Consider the following 18,139-nt stretch of genomic DNA (forward strand, 5'->3'; position numbering starts at 1 on the left):
ATCAATCGCGGATTTTGGGATGAATTTCTAGCTAGACAACAGAGAATTATTTCTGTATAGTAGTTAATAAAAATATCAATGGAATTTAGATTAGAAAGGAGGATGCTATGTTTAGAAGATTCCTACTATTTCTTATAAGCTGTATCATAATTCTGCCATTAGTTTTCTTATCTTGTGTTCATGCAAGACCTCCAAAACCTGGGCCTAATTTTGTTTGGGTAGCACCTCATACTACACCAAATGGTGTTTTTATTCCCGGACATTGGAAATATGTAGGACCCGCTAAAAAAGGGAAAGTGTGGATACCTGGTCATTATAGGCCTAATGGAAAATGGATACCAGGTCACTGGAAAATACTTACACCTCCACGTGCAAAAGCTGTGTGGGTGCCTGGCCATTATGGACCTGGAGGGCGTTGGATACCAGGTCATTGGCGATAATTAAGAATTGTCTATGTATATATTGACTGATTTATCAAAGGATTAGCTTTAAATGAGCGCGAGAAAGAAACTGTGGAAATTGCTTTATAAAAACTCCTTTCTTTATGACCCCATAAAAGGTTTTAATCTAAGTTCTGGGGGACATAGTGATGTCTATTTTGATTGTAAAAAAACCACCCTAACATCTCAGGGAATGATACTTGTTGGCCAATTATTTTGGGAAGAGATAAAAGGAACTCTTGCGGAGGGGATTGGTGGTCTTAGTTTAGGAGCAGATCCTATTGTATGTGCTACTGTAATACATGCAGCAAGAGAGGGTAAAGAAATTACTGGTTTTTTGGTGAGAAAAGAGCCTAAAAAGTATGGCACTCAGCGGTGGATTGAAGGGTTAATTAAGAAAGGCATGAAAGTGGTTATTGTTGAGGATGTAGTTACCACCGGAGGCTCGGTGCTCAAGGCTATTTTCAGGGCAGAAGAGGCAGGTCTTCAGGTAATAAAGGTAATAACACTTATTGATAGAGAAGAAGGAGGAAGAACCGTCATAGAAGGAAAAGGATACGAATATATCCCTATTTTCACTCGCTCAGATTTTATAAAAAGGGAAGGGTAGGTCTTAAAACATTTTTTGTTAAACTAATCTTATAAGTAACCTATCAAGCACTACCATGGGGACAAAGTTTTAGCTTTACTTATTAAGGCCTTGACGCCAAAGTGAGAATAAATCCCTTCCTTACTTCATTTTAAGTGATATTTTACCATTCTTTATCACTGTAAGATATACCTTATCTAGACCCTGATGGTCATAAGGCCCAAAATTGAGAGCAGCACCTATCCCCAAATAGTGCATCCTCATTGATTCTATGGCCTTAATAAACCCCTCCCTAGTTAACTCCCTGCCTGCCCGCATAAGGGCTTCAACCAATATCTTGGCGTTTATAAATCCCTCAAAACTGACAAAATTTGGAGTATCTTCAGGAAAATATCTCTCTAGTAGCCGACAATATTCCTCACAGGCTGGCAACAACACCCTTTCGGTAGGAGGAGGCACTACTTGAGTAATAAACACACCTTCACCATCCCTTCCCAACTCTTTAAGCAATTTATCTGCTCCCACAAAAGAAACATTGTGAAAAATGGGATTGTATCCTCTTTTTTTGGCCTCTTTAATAAACTTGGCACAGGGACTATAAGTGCCCACCATAATTACTCCCTCTGCTTGAGAGCGAATAATCTCTTCTAACGCCTTTTCTATGTCTAAAGTCCCTCTTATATAACTGCCTGTAGCTACAGGTTTAAGCCCATATTTCCTTAAAGCAATCTCCGCTCCTCTAAGACCGTCTAATCCATAGGCATCATATTGATAAAACACAGCAATCTTTTTTAATCCCTCATGCTCTATAAAATACCTCACCATTGTCTCTATCTCTTGATAATAAGAGGCCCTTACATTAAGAATATATTGCCTAAAAGGATGTCTAAGCTTATCTGCTCCTGTAAAAAGTCCCAGTAAAGGTATCTTTGACTCCTCTACTAAGTCAATTATCCTTACTGTAGTAGGTGTGCCTACATAACAAAACAGACAAAATACCTTATCTTCAAAGATAAGTTTTTTGGTATTAGCTACACACCTTGGAGGGTCATAACCATCATCATAGGCAATAATTTTTATCTTTCTCCCATGAATCCCACCTTCTCTATTTATATGCTTTATGTAAGACAAAGCACCATGCAGATATTGGGTGCCCAGAAAACTAGCATGCCCACTTAAGGCTAGAGATGAACCTATGAGAATTTCTCTGCTTTTTACTCCAGGGGTAGCTGTCTTATAAATCCATTTTTCAGGGATTAACTCAAATTTACCATTCTTTATCACTGTAAGATATACCTTATCCAGGCCTTGATGGTCATCAGGCCCAAAATTGAGAGCAGCACCTATCCCCAAATAGTGCATCTTCATTGATTCTATGGCCTTAATAAATCCCTCCTTGGTCAACTCCCTACCTGCTCGCATAAGGGCTTCAACCAATATCTTGGCGTTTATAAATCCCTCAAAACTGACAAAATTTGGAGTATCTTCAGGAAAATATCTCTCTAGTAGCCGACAATATTCCTCACAGGCTGGCAACAACACCCTTTCGGTAGGAGGAGGCACTACTTGAGTAATAAACACACCTTCACCATCCCTTCCCAACTCTTTAAGCAATTTATCTGCTCCCACAAAAGAAACATTGTGAAAAATGGGATTGTATCCTCTTTTTTTGGCCTCTTTAATAAACTTGGCACAGGGACTATAAGTGCCCACCATAATTACTCCCTCTGCTTGAGAGCGAATAATCTCTTCTAACGCCTTTTCTATGTCTAAAGTCCCTCTTATATAACTGCCTGTAGCTACAGGTTTAAGCCCATATTTCCTTAAAGCAATCTCCGCTCCTCTAAGACCGTCTAATCCATAGGCATCATATTGATAAAACACAGCAATCTTTTTTAATCCCTCATGCTCTATAAAATACCTCACCATTGTCTCTATCTCTTGATAATAAGAGGCCCTTACATTAAGAATATATTGCCTAAAAGGATGTCTAAGCTTATCTGCTCCTGTAAAAAGTCCCAGTAAAGGTATCTTTGACTCCTCTACTAAGTCAATTATCCTTACTGTAGTAGGTGTGCCTACATAACAAAACAGACAAAATACCTTATCTTCAAAGATAAGTTTTTTGGTATTAGCTACACACCTTGGAGGGTCATAACCATCATCATAGGCAATAATTTTTATCTTTCTCCCATGAATCCCACCTTCTCTATTTATATGATTTATGTAAGACAAAGCACCATGCAGATATTGGGTGCCCAGAAAACTGGCATGCCCACTTAGAGCTAGAGATGAACCTATGAGAATAGTATCCTTAGAAACACCCTGGATTTTGACAAAAGCACCTACTGTGGGCTTTTGTTCAGACTTTTTAGCAACTTTGCTTTCAGGATTGAAATAACCATAGAGGCCATATATAGCAATACCTAAATTAATAAAAATAAAAAATAACCATAATCTTTTCACTCGGATTCTCCTAATACCTTTTCTATTTTATTTAAAAGTTCCATGGGGCTGAATGGTTTGACAAAATAATCATCCGCACCTACAGCATATCCTTTTTCTATGTCTTGTTTTTGTCCCTTTGCTGTAAGCATGATAATATAAGAACCTTTTGTCTCTGAATTATTTTTTAACCGTTTGCAGACCTCAAATCCATCCATTCCTGGCATCATGATATCCAAAAGAATAAGGGCAGGCTTTTCTTCTTGGGCAATTTTTAAGGCTTCCTCTCCATCTTTAGCCTGGAATATTTGGAAGTCACCAATATCTAAAGTAGTCTCTATCAACCTTCTTACCCTTTCTTCATCATCTACGATTAATATCTTCTTCATGTTGTCCTCCATTTATAGGTATATTGAACACCACCTTTGTTCCTTTACCTACATCACTCTCTACCTTTATTTCACCTCCATGAGCTTCAACAATATGTTTGGAAATAGAAAGTCCCAATCCTGTTCCTCTCATATTTACTACATCAAGGCGGCTTCCTCTATAAAACTTATCAAAAATATAAGGCAAATCCTCTTTGGGAATACCAATACCTTGATCTTCAATACTTACCCAAACACAACCATCTTTTTTATAAACACAACAGGTAATATCACCACCTTTTGAATATTTAATGGCATTATCTAAGAGGTTTTTTATGACCTGGCTAATCTTTTCAGGGTCAATCCAAACATGAGGTATATTTTTTTCAAACTTGGTAATAAACCTATGAGTGTCCGTAGAATGCATAAAAAAATGAATATTTTTTTGGATTATTTCCAACAATTGCACATGACTCCTTTCAATTTCAAGCTCTCCTTTGGCCTCTATCCGGGAAATATCAAGCAAATCATTGACTAAACGGGCCAAATGTATAGATTCCTCATGAATAAAGGCTAAAAATTCTTCTTTTGTTTTTTCATCCAGGCTTCTGGTTAAAAGAAGCTCACTATATCCCAGTAATGTGGTCAAAGGTGTTCTTAACTCATGAGAAGCGGTAGAAAGAAATTCTGTTTTTACTTTATCAGCTTTCTTTAATTCTTCTTGCATCTGCATCAACTGCCAGTTAGTTTTTTCTAAATTGGCAATCAGCCTTTTTATTTCACTGATATCTTTAAAAATCTCTACGCCTCCAATAGGCTTATTCTCTATACCCATCAAAGGAGCAGCGCTAGCCATAATAGCTCTCTTTTCATTGTTTTTATCAAATATACTCATTTCTACATTCAAACATGCTCTCCCTGTTTCTATAGACTTTTTAATAGGACAATTTCTTTCACATTCCTCAGCCTTAAATATCTCCATACACTTTTTACCAATAACCTCTTCTGCCTTATATCCCGTTAGCTCTTCTGCTGCCTTATTGAAAGAAGTTATTCTCCATTGCCTATCTATAGTAAATAGACCATCAGCAATACTTTTCAAAATTGCTTCTATCTTATCCTTTTCTAAGGCTAGCTCTTTTGTCCTTTCCTCTACTTTTTTTTCTAAAGTCTTACTATATTTTTCAATTTCATCTCGGGACTTCTTTAAATCTTCGGCCATTTTGTTAAATGCCAAAGCTAACTCTCCAATTTCGTCTCTAGATTCTACACTTGCTCTTTGCTCTAATGCTCCTCTTGCCAACTGTTTGGTAACCTCTGTCAATCTCTTTAAAGGAGAAATAATAGCTTTAGAAAGCTGAATGGCAAAAAATACTCCCCATATAACGCTACCTATAGAAAGTAATAAACCAAATTTAAAAATTTTTGCTAAGTTCTTATAATAATCATCTGCTCTATAACTAACATATATAACTCCCTCTAATTTTTCACTTTTTCTGAGAGGCATAGCTATTATGTAAAGTTTTTGCGAGGGTAGCAGTTGGGCAGCCAAATCGCTACCACTCATAACAGACCTTACCCATTTATTATCAGCAATGGTTTTTATTTTTTCTTCAATATTTGAAGCAATAACCCTGCCATCTTCATCAGTAACTGAAATTTCATAAATATTTTCTGATTCTCTTGCCAGTTTTTCCACCAGCCTTTGTAGATGGATAATCTTTCTTACCGCTTCCATTTTTCTGATAATGTAACTCAATGATTCTGCCATAATCCTGCTATCTATTTCCATTTGTCTTAAAATCAGTTTTCTGAATGCCTTTTTTGTTTGAAGATATTCTCTTATTTCAAAGACTGCTTCTACCGCTCCACATAACTCTCCATCTATCCTTAATGGATAGGCAGCAGCAAAGACTTTTTCCCCCATTCTAGAATCAAATCCACTGATATAATACCCTTTCTCTAAAACTTGAGGGATAATGTTGCTTTCGGTTATCTTACCTACATCTTCTCTAAAGGTAGCGGCAATGACTCTTTGATTGGTATCCACTACCCACACACCAAACATCCCTTCGGTTAAAGAAACCTCTTCTACTAATTCCTGGAGCCTCACTTTGTCAGCAATGTCTTTTCTACTTGTAATACTAATGGTTAGGGCCTTATTTAAAACAATAGCATGTGACTTCATATTCTTAAGAAGACTGTTTTTTTCTAGCATATAGCTTATGCAAAAAGACGCACTACCCATTAAAATAAGCAGGGAAATAATGGCTAAGGTAAATTTTGTTTTAATACTTAAGTCTCTTATAGGTCTCATGAGGAATTAAATATTCTTGGTATAAAATACAATCAACTCAATCCCGCCCAAAATGAGAAGAACCAAAAGGGTAGTTAGAAGAATTTGGAGTTTTTTATAAGCAAAGTCAATTTTCTGCTGAGTTGCTTTACATATACAGTGAATTACTCCTTCTATCTTTCTTACTTCTTTTCTCATCAACTCCAATGTTTTATCCATTTGTTCATAATTAGAAACAATCTCTTCAAATAATTCACTATCTTTATCCATTAACTCATTTATACGTTTATCCCCTTCTGCCCACATTAGGAGATTTCTAACTGCGATTTTACGCTTTTCTGAATATGGCTTTTCATGAAAAAGAAGCGGTTTTTCTCGGAAAAGCATATAAGATTTTTCTTGTAACCGAATCTCCAGGAGGGCAATAGTGCCCCTTTCAGGATTAGGCTTAGAAAAAATAGTAGCTTGAATTATCCTCTCCAATTTCCTTAATTCTTCTATAATTTTCTCATTAGTTTCATGATAGAACTTTAATTGTTCAAACAATTTTTCATATAAATCTATAGACCCATGTAATTTAGAAAAATTTATTTTCTTCAAATCACACATTTCCTCACAAGAGGAAACAAGTTTTTTTAGCTCTTTCAAGTGTTCCTTAATTTTATTTTTTTTATAAGGATTAAGTCTGTATTCTCTCTCATCTATATTTATCTTAAAAGCAGTTTTTACTATACTATCTGCTACTTTTTGGATTTCCATGTCTTTTTTAATATCCCTCAATGTCAGATAAGCAATGCCGGCTAACAGAATAGAAAATACAATACAGACGCTAAAGGTAGTTAAAACTAGTTTTTTGCTAATCATTTCTTGATTTCTTTCTTTACTTTATGCTCTATCCGTTTTTTATATTTTTCGTAATCAAACTGAGGTGTCCAGTTTTGGTCATGACACTGAATACAGACCGTTTTATAATCTATATGAGTGCCTACAGGCAACGAATTTGGGTCTGTGGGATTTTCCTTATGTTTACTACCTGGACCGTGACAGGCTTCACATTGCACTCCTCTCAGTTGAGGTGTGATTTTCTCACTTATAAAACCACCTGGTTCTCCATATCCAGTGGTATGACATTTCAAACAATAAGGATTATCTTTCATTCTCCTCAGACTTTCAAAAGCCATAGCATGTAAGTCTTTCTCCCATCCTTGGAAGTAATCAAAATGGCAGAGTCTACACTTCCTACTTCCGATATAATATAATTTTTCTTTAGATTCTGCTGGGATAACTATTATTGGAATTAATATACTTAAGATTATCAAAATTCTCATTATTATTTTTTTATCATACCAAAAAAATGAAAAAAAAGCAAGAAAATCTTAAAATGACAAATGACAAAGCTCAAACCTGCCTGTGCGTGTCCGCACGCAGACAGGTGTCAAATCAAGCCATTTGGATTTTTTAGACCATATTTAAACGTTTGTTCTTTTTATTAAATTACTTATGGCCTGACTTTGACGTAGCTCTGAAATTGAACATTTCCCAAAATTTAAAGGTTAACTTTACTAACCTATTTAAAAAGTAGAGTTGGTTGCAAGGAATAAGATTTTTCTTTTAAAGCAATCACGGATTTTGGGGGCATCCCAATAACTACCTACCTTGTGCTAACTTAAATAAAAATTTTATTCGTCTTAAAAACCCAGCAGTTACAGTGGAGTAATTTTATGCTGCCTTTTATCCACTAATGGCCACGTTTATCCAGTATGAATCTAAGTTCAGTGCCTTCTTTTCCTCATCTAAGGTCACCCAGTTTAAAGCTATTTTCTTTTCTTTTTCCTTCCCGCACTTTTCACAAAAAATGTGTTTTATCAAACCATTAAGGGAAGGAAGCGGCTCTTTAGTTTGAGCTACTTTCTGACCAGGATTAATTACTTCTCCACATCCCATACATCTGATTTCTAAAGGCTCTTTCATCTCTACCTCACCTCATTATTATTTTTTCCCCAATAAAAATAATCTGTTTTTTTATATAGTCAAGGGTTTTGAATTACTTTTTTTATCCTCTTTGCTACAGCAAGAGGTAAGCCCATTTTTACCAAAGTCTCTAAAGGTGCAGTTTTTATCTCTTCTAAAGACTTAAAGTGTTCCCAAATTATCTTTTTTCGTTTTGGGCCTATTCCTTTTATATTATCTAACAATGAATCTGTAAGTATCTTACAATGAATTCGTTTATAATAAGTAATAGCAAAGCGGTGGGCTTCGTCTCGGATACGTTTGAGTAACAAAAGCTCCTGAGAATGTTTTTTTATTTGTAAAGGAGTTTTTCTCTCAGGCACATAGATTTTATCTTCTGCTCTTCCCTTTCCTTTAGCAATGGCTACTACTGATATGTTTTTTAAACCTTTCCCTTCCAACACACTTAAGGCAATATTTAACTGCCCCTTGCCTCCATCAATTAACAATAAATCAGGTAAGTTATCTTTTTTTTCAAAACGCCTCTTGAGAGCTTCTTGCATCATGGCATAGTCATTAGGTTTTCCTTCTAGTTTTAATTTAAAACGGCGGTATTCTTCTTTGGCTGGTTGTCCATCAACAAACACTACCATGGAGGCCACAGTATATTTCCCTTGAATATTAGAAATATCAAAACATTCTATCCTTTTGGGTAAATAAGATAAACCTAAGCTAGTTTTTAAGGCATGAAGCCCTTTTTTCTCTAAGCATTTTGAGGCTAAAAGAGAATTAACATTTTCTTGAGCCATGGTTAATAGCCTCTTTTGCTCTTCTGTTTTGGGAAGTAATATTTTTACCGCTTGTTTCATTTTTTCTGTAAACCACTCTTCTAAAATTTTCCTTTCTGGAAGTAAAAAAGGCACTATAATTTCTTCAGGAATGAAGTCTTGATGGTAATAATACTGTCCTAAAAATTTCCCTAAGGCCTCCCCTAGGCCTGCCACACCTACAGGTAAGCTATAATCTCTTTTTTCCATTAAATATCCATCTCTTATTTTGAAAACCACTACTTCCATTTTCTCTGTATCAGGCCACCGGGAGAGGGCAACAATATCCCTATTTTTAAGGTCAGAAGAAACCATGGCCTGTTTCTCTAAGGTTTTTTTAATAGCCTCAATCCTATCCCGATAAAAAGTCGCCCTTTCAAATTCCAGATTATCTGCTGCTTGTTTCATTTCTTTTTCCAGCCTTTCTAAAAGACCCAAGGCCTTGCCTTCCAAAAAAATACAAGCTTCTTGAGCCACTTTTTTATATTCTTCCTCATTAATATAACCCATACATGGTGCAAGGCAGCGACCAATTTGATAATTAAGGCATGGCCTTTTTCTATGTTTTAATACAAAATCACTACATTTTCTCAAGGGGAACAATCGCTGCATGGATTTTAATGTTTCCCGCACTGCCTTGGCTGAGGCAAATGGTCCAAAATATTTGGCCCCATCTTTTTGGATTTGCCGCACAATAGTAAAATATGGCCACTTTTCTCCTAAATCTATACGTAAGTAAGGATAGTTTTTATCATCTCTTAACACTACATTATAACGGGGCTTGTGTGTTTTGATAAAATTACACTCCAAAATGAGGGCCTCTTTTTCTGAAGATGTAATAATATAGTCAATTTGTGTGGCTTGATTTAGCATAGTTTTTATTTTAGGAGAAAATTGGCGTGAAAAATAGCTTTTTACCCGTTTTTGCAAGTCTTTGGCCTTACCTACGTAAAGAATATGACCTCTAGCGTTTTTGAATAGATAAATACCTGGTTGGTGGGGTAACTGCTCTACCTTTTCCTTTAGACCTTTCTTAATATCCATCAGTGTGGAGTAAAAAGAATATCACTACTGTGATAAAAAGCAACATATTTCCCTAGAAATCTTATAAAGCTTAATTAGTGAGGTATGGTACTACTTCTAAAAAGTGAGGAATTATAGGTAAAACCCAATTAAAAAACCAAATTATTCAAAACTCTGAGGTTTTCAAAAATTAGAGGGCACTCTCTCGCCAAAAATCTTACTACTTTCTTTTCTCAAAAAAGAAGATTTTTTACAAATGAGGGGCCACTCGCAAAAACTAGCTACCCCTCCTATTTCTACTCGCCTGTTCCTGCTTTTTCTGCAGATATGCCTCTTCCCTTCAAACCATACATGGTGCTACTTCCAGTGGAGAAATACTCCAGCACACCTTCCTGAACTAAAGCAGTAGCTGCTTTTTTCACTTCCCTTGATTTCACATCTGGAATGGTCTTTTTCACTGCTTTTTCCATGTCTTTGAAATAAAACTTGGTTTTTTTACCTTTACCCGCATAGGCAACAATAGCTTCTTTTATTTCTTCTAATGAGGCCATATTTAACTCCTTTTAAACCAAAATTTTACATTCTTCTTATCACAATTTTTTAAAAAAAACAACCCCTTCGCCCCGATTATTTTTATCCACCAAAAATATAGGCTCCGCTTGTTGAGCCAATGCATACAAGCGGAGCACTATACCATGTTTAAGTTACCCTTGCTTAAATACCTCCTGCGGCCTTAGATACTGCCCAGGCATGTTCTGTAAACTTAAATTGGGTAGTAGTCCTATAAGTATCATAGGCCAAACGATAATCATCCAAAATATGCCAAGTAAAAGGCAAACCTGTCTTCTCAAAGAATCTCTCCCAGCCAATCCTTTCGGCCCAATCACCTAAACGCTCATATTTTCTGGCATCTTTGGCATAGGCTTCCACAATCTGAACCACTGTCTTGCATACACTGGGCCAGCGTGGAGGCTCATTAGGTAAAATAGGCACCACCACTTTAGAGAATTTGGGATGGCTAATGCGGTTGGAAATTTTTCCACCAGCCAAAATAGACACACCGTCTCCCTCTTTATCGGCTAAAGGAGTGGCCATACACATGGTATAACAATTACCACAGAACATGCACCTCTGCTCATTCACCCGCACACTATTCACTTTTGTACCATCTTCCAATTCTACTTTCACCGGACGAATAGCCCCTAAAGGACAAGCGGCCACTACCAAAGGAATTTCACAAACCTTATCTAAAACCTCGTCATCAATCATAGGGGGCTTGCGATGATAACCTAACAGAGCAATATCAGAACAATGTACTGCCCCACACATATTCAGACAACAAGCCATAGATACCCTGAGCTTGGCAGGTAAGTTCATATTTTTAAAATAGTCAAATAAAACATCATGCACAGCCTTTACCATACCAGAGGCATCAGTAGCTGGGGTATGGCAGTGAAACCAACCCTGAGTATGCACAATACCTGTAATAGATGCACCTGTTCCCCCTACAGGAAACTTATAACTACCGCCAACGTGTTTCCTGCTTTCTAAATCTTCCTTTAGGGCCTTCATTTTTTCTTCACTATCCACCATAAATTCAACTGCATTTCTAGTAGTCCATCTCACATAACCATCGCAATATTTATCTGCGATATCACAAATCTCCCGAATATTTTCTGCAGTCACCAATCTTGGCTGACCTACCCTCACAGTGTAAACCTTCTCTCCGGTTTCAGAAACATGCATTAACACCCCTGGCTCTAAAATCTCATGATAAAGCCACTTTCCATAATTCCTCCTGATAATAGGAGGAAACATCTGCCAATAATGTGGGGGACCAATATCGGTAATCCTATCTTTCATTGGATTTTCTGGGTCATAATATCCAAATTTCCCTTTAGACATAACACACCTCCTATTTTTTATCTTGGATGTTTCTTCCTGAATTCCTTAATGTCTCTCTTCCAACCACCAGGCACTTCTTCTTCTTTAAAGAACACATAGGGGTTAGAACGAGGCTCTTTTACCATCTGAGGCATGGCTGGAATTTCAAGGACTTCTAAGAACTGCCTCAGACCAAACCGCTGAATTAACTCACCCAATCTCTCACGGTTCTTTCCTTCTTCCATCCACCAATCCCAAACCTTATCTACAATCTCTTTCAGGTTATCATATGGTTTTTCTGTATACATAAAAGGTATGGTCAAGGTAGACATCTGTGCCCCTTCTAAAATAGGTGCCTTGGCTCCAAAGAGGAGACTTACCCCGGTATCTACTCCTACCCTTAATGCCCTAGGCATTACATTTATGCAATGCATACAACGCACACATTCAGCATCATTAATCTTCAGTTCATTTCCATCCCAAGACATACACTTACTAGGACAAAGGTCAATCACTTCCTTTTGTATATCAAAAGGACCCCAATCTCTTCCTGAAAATGCTCCAGCATTGGGTGTAATTTCTCCTGCTACATAGGCCTTCACTGCTTCCTGGTCAATGCGAATATTATCCTTCCATGTCCCAATATAAGACATATCTGCACGGGCAATAGAGGCTACACAGCAATTCGGACATCCATCAAATTTAAACTTAAATTTATAAGGGAAGGCTGGTCTATGTAATTCATCTTGATAATGCATAGTCATCTCGTAACACATATCCTGGGTATCAATCATGGCATACTCACACCTTGCCTTCCCAATACAGCAAGAGGGAGTTCTTAAATTTGAACCCGAACCACCCAAATCCACACCCAGGTCATGGGTTAAATCAAAAAATATGGGTTCTAACTGTTCCGTAACTGCTCCTAAAAAGACAGTATCACCGGTAGAGCCATGCATATTCATTATTCCACTACCCCGATATTCACAAATATCAGCGAGTCCCCTCAAGTAATCGGTGGTATAAAACTTGCTGGAAGGTTGATTAATTCTTAAGGTATGAAATGCCCAAATAGCAGGGAATTTCTCTTGGGCATCAGAATATCTTCCAATTACACCACCACCATAGCCAAATACTCCAATGATACCACCGTGTTTCCAGTGGGTTTCCATATCTATGTAAGATAACTCAAGTTGTCCTAACAAATCTTCACAACATTCCATAGGCCCCTGCAAATTTTCCTGCCCCAGTTTCCTTCTATGTAACGCTTCTCTTTTGATGTCACTTATTACACTAGGCCATGGCCCTTTTTCTAATTCATCAGCCATGGGAGTGTCATGTTTAATCTTAAAAGTCTTCAATTCTTCTTCGGTGTAATTTTTTAACTGTTCGTCAGTAAAGATTCTCACATCTTCATATGTCCTATGGCCTTCTACTTCTTTATCCCACAAGTGTTCTTGTCCTTCGGCTGACATATTCAACCTCCTTCTTTAATTATTTATTTTTCGCAACCAAAATAGCATCTATATAACACCCTTTTTCTTCCACCCCCTTTCTTCTAAAAAATTTTCTCTACTATACTCACCTCTTTTCTCTTTGTCAAGAAAAATTTATTCCTTTCTAGAATAACGCTCATAAACCATAGCTAGAGTCCTATAAGCTAAATGGGCAAATTTGGAATAAGGCAAGTAAATAAATAAAACAAATACACAGGCCAAATGAAGCACATAAATGCCATAAGCAAGTGAAGCTATATTAACCAGCCTAAATATCTCAGCCCCAAGACCTGTCAATCCCACTGCCAGAATCATTCCTATGAGACTCCAATCCCAATAAGTGGAAACAGTATCTTTATCACTTAAACGGTTAGCAAGGAGCATTACCGCGCCTACAATTAAAGCAATTCCACTCACATTTGCCAAAATCTTAACAGGATTAGTCATAGCAAATGGCACTTCTGCATGCAAGAAGTCTTCAGCTATAAATACTATAGCAGTCACAATAAGTAGACCAATAAAACTCCACAGGAGCAAAAGATGAGGAGTAGCCCTATTTTCATTAGGCCCACACTTTCTGAAACGAGTATGGACTAGAATTTCTTTAAGGGTAGAAAAAATTATTCCCCACCAACCCCCTTTGAGAAGCATTTGATATTTACTAGGAGGCTCCATACCTGCAGTCATATCCTTCCAAAAACGAGAAAGACTTTTAAAAAGACTAAAGGCTAAAAAAATGCTTAAGGGGACAAAAACCAAGTCTATACCTGTAATTACAGGAATAAGATTATGGGGCTTAATCTCTTCTGCTTTAGGAGGCAAATTTCCGTTAAGAAAAGCAATCAATAAGAATAGCACTATAGGAAAGCCCAATAACAAAATTAAGTATTTTGGTTCTCTTACCAGGTTAAAAAGCCATTTGGGATTGGCATAATCGGCAATGGCATATGCCCTGATAGCTCCCAAGACATCCCCTGGTCGCGCTCCCCTGGGACAATAAGTAGAACAATCATTACAGTTATGGCATAACCAGATAGTAGGATCCTTGACTAATGCATCCCTTTGTCCCCATTGAGTTAAAATCATGTGTTTGCGGGGAAAAGGCCTATCATCTGGAGAAAGGGGACAGACCACTGAACAAGTAGCACATTGAAAACACTTTTTTAAAGAAGACCCACCTAATTCAATCACCCCATTAATAAACTTTAAATCTGGTTCCACCATACGGCCATTTGCCATCTTTAACCTCCTTTTTACCATCCTTTAAAAGGATTAGGTCCTATTTCTTTTATTCTATTTATGAATTTATCAATAATTCCTGGCAATTTGTCGTAATCAGTAATGGCTACTTGAACTAACTCTGCTCTTTCTGCCTCTAATCCTAATTTGCTCAATGTCTCATGTAATTTGCTCATTCGGTAATCAGCCAACTCACTTCCTCTCACAAAGTGACATTGATAATCATCTCCAAATTTACACCCTAAAAGGAGCACTCCATCTATCCCTCTAGAGAGGGCATCAGTAATGAATACTAAATTCATGGAACCTAGACAGCGCATGGGAATAACCCTCAAAAGAGGTGAATAATTAATATGATTAATACCAGCCATATCCAAGGCAGGATAAGCATCATTTTCACAGGCTAAGCAAAGGATTCTCAGTTTCTCTTCATCATCTTCAGGCACAGAAATGGCCTTAATCATAGAAGAAATAATGTCTATATTGTAATTCTGAAAGCCTACAATTCTCTCAGGACAGGCACCCATACACACTCCACACCGTCTGCAACGAAATATGTTGGGTTTAGGTGTTCCTTTTTCATCTTCATCTAATGCCCCAAATGGACATTCTTGAGTACATCTCTTACACTGGGTGCACCTCTGGAGAAAGAATTGAGGAAAACTTAAATCTCCTGCTCTAGGATGAACAGCTGCCCCTCTGGATTCTAATTCCATACATTGAATGGCCTTTAGAGTTGCCCCCCTAGCATCTCTGATACAGCCATCAATATCTAAGGGTTGACGCACACAACCTGCAGCATAAATCCCTGTTCGGCGGGACTCATAAGGGAAACAAATGAAATTAGAGTCCGGTAAGCTATATTTCAAAACCGGTATCTCTGGTGCTTGACGATATTGTAAATTTAAAATACCTACCCAAGGCTGAGGGGTTTCAGCAATAGTCTTCTCAATCACATCTGGCTCTTCTTGTCCTGTTAAACCATAACGTTCAAAGACTTCTTCTCTAGTAGTGGGTAATCCTTCATAACTGGATACCATGCCAGTGGCTAAAACCACTAAATCTGCTTTAACGGTGATTTTTTCTCCTAATAGGGTTTGTTCTACTTCAATGTTTAAGCTCTTGTCTGAATTTTCGCTAATACTAACTACCTCTCCTTTAGTTAGAAAAATACCTATATCATTTTGGGCATTTTTATAAAATTCTTCAAACTGTCCTGGTGTGCGCATATCTCTATAAAAAATGTAAGCCTTTGCCTCGGGGTTTAACTCCCGCACGTATTTAGCCTGTTTAAGAGCAACTAAACAACAGTAAGAAGAGCAATAAGGTAAATGCTCCGGGTTCCTTTGGCCTGCACACTGGATAAAGGCTACACTTTGTACTGGATTTCCCGTTGCCGGAGAGGTAATTTGACCCTTTTTGGCCAACTCTTCCATCTCAATCTGAGTAATTACATTAGGGAATTTACCATAACCTAAATCCTCCAGCTTACTAGCATCATAAGGTTTCCAACCTGTGGCCAAAATAATTGAGCCCACAGTAATTTCTTCTGTGTTCTCTCCCTGTTTTAAAGTAATTTTAAAATGTCCAGGTTGTCCTTCTGTTTTATCAATTAGAGTAGAAGTATATACCTTAATTCTAGGATTTTGTTGAACAGCTCTAATTTTTTCATTTATATCAGAATCTTCTAAGTCTTTATAAGGAGCATGCCTGGGATACACCTTCCACCACTTACTTACCCAACCTCCTAACTGGGCTTCTTTTTCCAACAAAACCACATCATAGTTAGCGTTAGCTGCTTCTAAGGCCGCAGTTAAACCTGTAATTCCACCCCCAACTACCAAAATAGTTTTGTTATATTCTTCTTCTTCTTTATAACCTTCTGGAATTTCCACTTTTTGGGCCTTAGCTATAGACATTTTTAAGTTATCTTCAGCTAACTCTTGGGTAAATTCTGTCTTGGGAGACTGGCACCAGGCCACAAGTTCTCTGATATTAGCCCTTTCTACGATGACCTCTGGACCAAAATTAAACACATCCCAATTAACCCGGTGTGAACAACCAGCAATCACGATGGTATTAATCCCCTCTTTTTCTATATCTTCTTTAATAATCTTTGTCCCTTCGGCCAGACATAAACTTGAGTGAGTTTTACAAGGGACTTTAAACTCTTCTGTGACCATTTGGGAAAGTTTTTCAATATCTATTGCATCTCCAATGCCACAACCTGTACAAATATAAACACCAAGCTTTTTTTCCATGGAAATTACCTCCTCACAATAGTTTGAATGGCCTTAATCGCTGCCCCAGTAGCATCTTGAACACAGGAAGCTACATCCATTGGTCTCTTTGAACATCCCGCCGCATAAATGCCACCATCTTCTAAATCGGATAAGAAATTAAATTCATCATAAACTACCCCTTCAGCAGGAACTTTTTCCTCTGTGGTTACTGGCATCATTCCTGTAGCCAAAACTACCATTTCTACTTCCTGTTTTATTTTTTTTGCTGCTAAGGCCTCCTCGGCTTCCACAATGAGTGTTTTATCCTTTGTTTCTGTAATGTTAGCCACTTTTCCTTTAATAAAAGATACATTTTCAAGCTCTTTAATGCGATTATAGAAATCCTCAAATCTACCAAAGGCACGTAAATCTATGTAAAAGATATAAATCTTGGCATCAGGATATTGCTCTTTTATATAATTTGCTTGTTTCATGGAAGCAAGACAACATATAGCAGAACAATAGGGTAGGTGATTTTCATCTCTTGACCCGGCACATTGCACAAAGGCTATGCTTTTTGGAGGCTTATGATCAGAAGGTCGTAATATCTTCCCCTTGGTAGGACCATTTACTGCGGCCAACCGTTCCATCATTACATTGGTAATCACATTTGGGTATTTACCAAATCCTAATTTATCCATCTTTGTGGCATCATAAGGCTTCCAACCCGTGGCCCAAATAATGGCTCCTACTTTTAGGTCAACAGTTTTAACTTCTTCGTTTAGGTCAATAGCATTGTATGGGCAAACTTCTACACATTTGCCACACTTATTACAGGCAGTCTCATCTATAGCGTATTTGGCAGGAAAGGCCATTTCATGAGGCAGATAAATAGCCTTCGTTTTAGAAAGACCATAGTTAAACTCATCTGTTCTTTCTTCAGGACAAGCTTCAACACACTTTCCACATATGGTGCAATTGTTGTTGACATAGCGAGGTTTTATTTTGATAGTTACATCAAAGTTACCTGCCTGACCTAAAATTTTTTCCACTTCCGCTGAGGTAAAAAATTTAATGTGGGGGTTGTCTTTAATTCTTCTAAAGTTGATCTCTAAACCACAATATGGAGGGCATAACTTAGGGAAGTATTGGTGTAACTGAGCCACACGTCCCCCTAAGTATGGTCTTCTCTCAACGATTACTACATCATATCCTACTTCTCCAATCTCTACTGCTGCAGTCAAACCACTCATTCCCCCACCCACTACTAATACACTTTGAGTTGTCTTCCCATTCATAATCTCCTCCACTTTCTTTGAAACCTAATAAAACCTGTCTGGTGATTATCATATAACTAGAT

At 37.4% G+C, this 18,139-nt stretch carries 15 protein-coding genes; 2 read left to right on the top strand and 13 right to left on the bottom strand.

The genetic code is table 11. The annotated features are described in order from the left end of the window. Positions 1 to 107 precede the first annotated feature (107 nt). Together HS1_RS10895 and pyrE are read left to right on the top strand one after the other, a co-directional pair. Positions 108 to 440 carry a YXWGXW repeat-containing protein gene (locus HS1_RS10895; protein ID WP_066065291.1) on the top strand — a complete coding sequence of 111 codons (333 nt, stop codon included), beginning with the start codon at positions 108 to 110 and terminating at the stop codon, positions 438 to 440. A 52-nt stretch (positions 441 to 492) separates the two neighbouring features. Next, positions 493 to 1,050: an orotate phosphoribosyltransferase gene (pyrE, locus tag HS1_RS10900; protein ID WP_066065294.1), complete on the top strand. Its 558-nt coding sequence runs from the start codon at positions 493 to 495 to the stop codon at positions 1,048 to 1,050. Positions 1,051 to 1,170: 120 nt separating this feature from the next. Here pyrE and HS1_RS13705 read toward each other — a convergent pair whose 3' ends face one another. From HS1_RS13705 to HS1_RS10965, 13 genes are all read right to left on the bottom strand, one after another. Further along, the gene (locus tag HS1_RS13705) at positions 1,171 to 3,495 is read right to left on the bottom strand and encodes an ABC transporter substrate-binding protein (RefSeq protein ID WP_066065297.1); all 2,325 of its coding nucleotides are present in this window, start codon (positions 3,493 to 3,495) and stop codon (positions 1,171 to 1,173) included. Then, the gene (locus HS1_RS10910) at positions 3,492 to 3,863 is read right to left on the bottom strand and encodes a response regulator transcription factor (protein ID WP_066065300.1); all 372 of its coding nucleotides are present in this window, start codon (positions 3,861 to 3,863) and stop codon (positions 3,492 to 3,494) included. The genes HS1_RS13705 and HS1_RS10910 overlap by 4 nt, the downstream gene beginning before the upstream one ends. Beyond that, on the bottom strand, positions 3,838 to 6,159 hold the full coding sequence (locus HS1_RS10915) for an ATP-binding protein (RefSeq protein WP_066065303.1): 2,322 nt from the start codon (positions 6,157 to 6,159) through the stop codon (positions 3,838 to 3,840). Before HS1_RS10915 ends, HS1_RS10910 begins: the two co-directional genes overlap by 26 nt. Positions 6,160 to 6,165: 6 nt before the next feature. Next, positions 6,166 to 7,002 carry a CHASE3 domain-containing protein gene (locus HS1_RS10920; protein ID WP_066065305.1) on the bottom strand — a complete coding sequence of 279 codons (837 nt, stop codon included), beginning with the start codon at positions 7,000 to 7,002 and terminating at the stop codon, positions 6,166 to 6,168. Beyond that, positions 6,999 to 7,466: a cytochrome c family protein gene (locus tag HS1_RS10925; protein WP_066065310.1), complete on the bottom strand. Its 468-nt coding sequence runs from the start codon at positions 7,464 to 7,466 to the stop codon at positions 6,999 to 7,001. Before HS1_RS10925 ends, HS1_RS10920 begins: the two co-directional genes overlap by 4 nt. 403 nt (positions 7,467 to 7,869) lie before the next feature. Beyond that, positions 7,870 to 8,109 carry a hypothetical protein gene (locus HS1_RS10930; protein WP_066065314.1) on the bottom strand — a complete coding sequence of 80 codons (240 nt, stop codon included), beginning with the start codon at positions 8,107 to 8,109 and terminating at the stop codon, positions 7,870 to 7,872. Positions 8,110 to 8,168: 59 nt separating this feature from the next. After that, entirely contained in the window at positions 8,169 to 9,959 is a 1,791-nt protein-coding gene (gene uvrC, locus HS1_RS10935; protein WP_066065317.1) for an excinuclease ABC subunit UvrC, read from the bottom strand. A 275-nt stretch (positions 9,960 to 10,234) separates the two neighbouring features. Next, a complete protein-coding gene (locus tag HS1_RS10940) occupies positions 10,235 to 10,489 on the bottom strand; it encodes a dissimilatory sulfite reductase D family protein (protein ID WP_066065319.1) in 255 nt (84 codons plus the stop codon). Positions 10,490 to 10,652: 163 nt separating this feature from the next. Continuing rightward, entirely contained in the window at positions 10,653 to 11,843 is a 1,191-nt protein-coding gene (gene dsrB / locus HS1_RS10945) for a dissimilatory-type sulfite reductase subunit beta (protein WP_066065322.1), read from the bottom strand. A 17-nt stretch (positions 11,844 to 11,860) separates the two neighbouring features. After that, positions 11,861 to 13,297, bottom strand: a complete 1,437-nt coding sequence (dsrA, locus tag HS1_RS10950; protein WP_066065325.1) for a dissimilatory-type sulfite reductase subunit alpha — start codon at positions 13,295 to 13,297, stop codon at positions 11,861 to 11,863. Between the two features lie 135 nt (positions 13,298 to 13,432). After that, positions 13,433 to 14,557, bottom strand: a complete 1,125-nt coding sequence (gene qmoC / locus HS1_RS10955) for a quinone-interacting membrane-bound oxidoreductase complex subunit QmoC (RefSeq protein ID WP_082757805.1) — start codon at positions 14,555 to 14,557, stop codon at positions 13,433 to 13,435. A 14-nt stretch (positions 14,558 to 14,571) separates the two neighbouring features. After that, positions 14,572 to 16,818, bottom strand: a complete 2,247-nt coding sequence (locus HS1_RS10960) for an FAD-dependent oxidoreductase (RefSeq protein ID WP_066065327.1) — start codon at positions 16,816 to 16,818, stop codon at positions 14,572 to 14,574. 5 nt (positions 16,819 to 16,823) lie between these two features. Continuing rightward, positions 16,824 to 18,077 (bottom strand): CoB--CoM heterodisulfide reductase iron-sulfur subunit A family protein, encoded by a 1,254-nt coding sequence (locus tag HS1_RS10965; RefSeq protein ID WP_066065330.1) that lies wholly within the window; start codon positions 18,075 to 18,077, stop codon positions 16,824 to 16,826. Between the last annotated feature and the right edge of the window lie 62 nt (positions 18,078 to 18,139).

Source organism: Candidatus Desulfofervidus auxilii (assembly GCF_001577525.1).
GTDB lineage: Bacteria > Desulfobacterota > Desulfofervidia > Desulfofervidales > Desulfofervidaceae > Desulfofervidus > Desulfofervidus auxilii.

Excerpts from the sequence above, each read along its gene's own strand:
- HS1_RS10895 (WP_066065291.1), top strand. The coding sequence starts at position 108 with ATGTTTAGAAGATTCCTACTATTTCTTATAAGCTGTATCATAATTCTG.
- pyrE (WP_066065294.1), top strand. The coding sequence starts at position 493 with ATGAGCGCGAGAAAGAAACTGTGGAAATTGCTTTATAAAAACTCCTTT.
- HS1_RS10910 (WP_066065300.1), bottom strand. The coding sequence starts at position 3,863 with ATGAAGAAGATATTAATCGTAGATGATGAAGAAAGGGTAAGAAGGTTG.
- HS1_RS10915 (WP_066065303.1), bottom strand. The coding sequence starts at position 6,159 with ATGAGACCTATAAGAGACTTAAGTATTAAAACAAAATTTACCTTAGCC.
- HS1_RS10920 (WP_066065305.1), bottom strand. The coding sequence starts at position 7,002 with ATGATTAGCAAAAAACTAGTTTTAACTACCTTTAGCGTCTGTATTGTA.
- HS1_RS10925 (WP_066065310.1), bottom strand. The coding sequence starts at position 7,466 with ATGAGAATTTTGATAATCTTAAGTATATTAATTCCAATAATAGTTATC.
- HS1_RS10930 (WP_066065314.1), bottom strand. The coding sequence starts at position 8,109 with ATGAAAGAGCCTTTAGAAATCAGATGTATGGGATGTGGAGAAGTAATT.
- uvrC (WP_066065317.1), bottom strand. The coding sequence starts at position 9,959 with ATGGATATTAAGAAAGGTCTAAAGGAAAAGGTAGAGCAGTTACCCCAC.
- HS1_RS10940 (WP_066065319.1), bottom strand. The coding sequence starts at position 10,489 with ATGGCCTCATTAGAAGAAATAAAAGAAGCTATTGTTGCCTATGCGGGT.
- dsrB (WP_066065322.1), bottom strand. The coding sequence starts at position 11,843 with ATGTCTAAAGGGAAATTTGGATATTATGACCCAGAAAATCCAATGAAA.
- dsrA (WP_066065325.1), bottom strand. The coding sequence starts at position 13,297 with ATGTCAGCCGAAGGACAAGAACACTTGTGGGATAAAGAAGTAGAAGGC.
- qmoC (WP_082757805.1), bottom strand. The coding sequence starts at position 14,557 with ATGGCAAATGGCCGTATGGTGGAACCAGATTTAAAGTTTATTAATGGG.
- HS1_RS10960 (WP_066065327.1), bottom strand. The coding sequence starts at position 16,818 with ATGGAAAAAAAGCTTGGTGTTTATATTTGTACAGGTTGTGGCATTGGA.
- HS1_RS10965 (WP_066065330.1), bottom strand. The coding sequence starts at position 18,077 with ATGAATGGGAAGACAACTCAAAGTGTATTAGTAGTGGGTGGGGGAATG.